This is a genomic window from Bacillus haikouensis (genome assembly GCF_013179555.1).
Classification (GTDB): Bacteria; Bacillota; Bacilli; order Bacillales; family Bacillaceae_B; genus Rossellomorea; species Rossellomorea haikouensis_A.
In genome coordinates, this window is sequence record NZ_JABMCR010000463.1 from 1 (window position 1) to 2,136 (window position 2,136).

Here is a 2,136-nt window from a genome sequence, read left to right on the forward strand (position 1 = left end):
CTGCCTGGCGGGGCATTTTACGCGTTCCCGTCGGTTGCTGAAACCGGCCTGTCCTCAGAGGAATTTGCCGAAAAGCTGCTGTTGGAAGAAAAGGTGGCTGTCGTTCCCGGAAATGTGTTCGGCAAAGGCGGGGAAGGGCATATCCGCTGTTCCTATGCGTCTTCCATGGAACAACTGCAGGAAGCGGTGAAGCGGATGAAGCGGTTTGTAGAGAATTATAGTGGTTGAATGATGAAAAAAAGCCAGGTTCCGTATTGACGGTGCCTGGTTTTTGAATGAGGATCAGTCATTGTAGTTGGTTAGCAGGTTGTACTGAATGGGTACCTGTCTGACTGATGGACTGAATTAGAATAATTTTTGATGGATATGAGCCTCGTAAATGAGCGCATAATCAGCTCTCCCGCCACAAAATGGAGCTCCCATTACCGGAATACCACAGGATTGCTGCTGCAACATCTAAAATGCTCAAAAAAAATAGGACGATAGAGTTATCGTCCAACAAATGAAAACAAAAGGGGGAATACTTAGAAAGCTTACTCTCAGTATGACCCGTCTGAGAAAAAGATATACATAACTGTTCAATATTTTTTTTCATATTTTACTTCATATAGCATTTGCATGACACGGAGGAAATCTTCTTCTGTGAACTCCTTTGCTTTGCGAAGGATCAGCTTCGTTCTTTTCAGACCGATTTCTTTGATTAATTGTTCGATTTCCTCGTCGATACCAGCCGGGTGATGGTCGATCACTTCACGCTCCAATAGCTCGGAAGCGGGGATATCTAGAACGGTAGAAAGATTTAAAATGATTTGTGTATCTGGTATTTGTTCGTTGTTTTCATATTTCTCGATCGTACTCGCTCCTAATCGAGCCTTCAATGCTAACTGGCGTTGAGACATGTTCCGATCTTCTCTTACTCTCTTCAAATTTTCACCGAAGTGTGTCATCCTGAACCCCTCCCCAAAATCAAATCTTCTTCTTACTCCTATTTTATCACTAAATGGAAAATATTAGACTTTAAACCAATGAACAAAATGGTAAAAATGAAGCCCGCCCCTTAACGATTAAACCGTTGAGGGGCGGGCCTTTGAAAGATTTCTAAGAAAGAAACACGAATATGATCGCGACCGGGACGATGTAGCGAAGAAGGATGATCCAAGCGTTGAAGAGTCCTCTAGAGGTGGTGGACCCCTGCTGGATTTCGTTCCATACTTCCTCTCTCTTCAAACGGTAGGAAACAAAAATACTTATGAATAATGCTCCTATTGGCAGTCCGAAGCTGCTTGTGATGAAGTCTGCAAAATCAAAGAAATTCCGCTCGAGAATGGTAAAGTCGCTGAATACTCCAAAAGAAAGGGCACTTGGGATTCCTGCGATGAATACGAGGATCCCCATCAACCATGTATAAGGAAGTCTTTTTTTGGGATTCCCCTTGGTCAATGCTGCAACTCCGATTTCAAGGATCGAGAATGCAGATGTCAATGTAGCGAATAATAACAGTATCAGGAATACGGTAAGGAAGATACCTCCGGAAGCGATTTCGTTAAAAACGGCAGGCAGTACGACAAAGGCTATCCCCGGTCCTTCGTCAGGCTGGAATCCCAACGCATAGACGGAAGGGAAAATAACCAACCCTGCGAGTAAGGAAATCAAAATATTCAGTCCGGATACGGAAATCGCAGAGCGAGGCATGCTGTCCTCCTTTGAAAGATAGGAAGCATACGTCACCATGACTGACAGACCGACAGTCAAGGAGAAAAATGCTTGTCCAAGTGCAAGCAAAGCTGTTTCGCCATTGAGATAGCTCCAATCCGGGATCAGAAGAAAGCGTACACCTTCCATCGCACCTTCAAGGGTGAGCGAGCGTGCCACTAAAATAAGAAATAAAATAAATAAAGACGGCATCATATAACTGCTCGCACGCTCAATCCCTTTTTGAATCCCGCCTTGAACGACCAGTACGGTGAGCACAATAAATAAGGATTGTGTAATCAGGATTTCCCAGGGACTTGCAATGATGCTTTCAAACAATGCACCGTACTGTTCCTGGGTCATGCCGGAAAGAGATCCAGTAAAGCTTCTGGCAAGATAGGATAGAATCCAGCCCCCCACAACACTGTAAAAGGACAGGATGAT

General features: G+C 44.3%; 3 protein-coding genes. 1 reads left to right on the top strand and 2 read right to left on the bottom strand.

Features of this window, described 5'->3' with window-relative positions; all coding sequences use genetic code 11:
• The coding region (locus tag HP456_RS23160; protein WP_172255451.1) for an aminotransferase class I/II-fold pyridoxal phosphate-dependent enzyme at positions 1–228 on the top strand (228 nt) is incomplete at its 5' end.
• A 350-nt stretch (positions 229–578) separates the two neighbouring features.
• Here the strand turns inward: HP456_RS23160 and HP456_RS23165 are convergent.
• Together HP456_RS23165 and HP456_RS23170 are read right to left on the bottom strand one after the other, a co-directional pair.
• Complete coding sequence (locus HP456_RS23165) at positions 579–947, bottom strand: helix-turn-helix domain-containing protein (protein WP_172255452.1); 369 nt, start codon at positions 945–947, stop codon at positions 579–581.
• A 151-nt stretch (positions 948–1,098) separates the two neighbouring features.
• On the bottom strand, positions 1,099–2,136 hold a 1,038-nt coding region (locus tag HP456_RS23170; RefSeq protein WP_172255453.1), incomplete at its 5' end, for a sodium-dependent transporter.

Excerpts from the sequence above, each read along its gene's own strand:
- HP456_RS23165 (WP_172255452.1), bottom strand. The coding sequence starts at position 947 with ATGACACACTTCGGTGAAAATTTGAAGAGAGTAAGAGAAGATCGGAAC.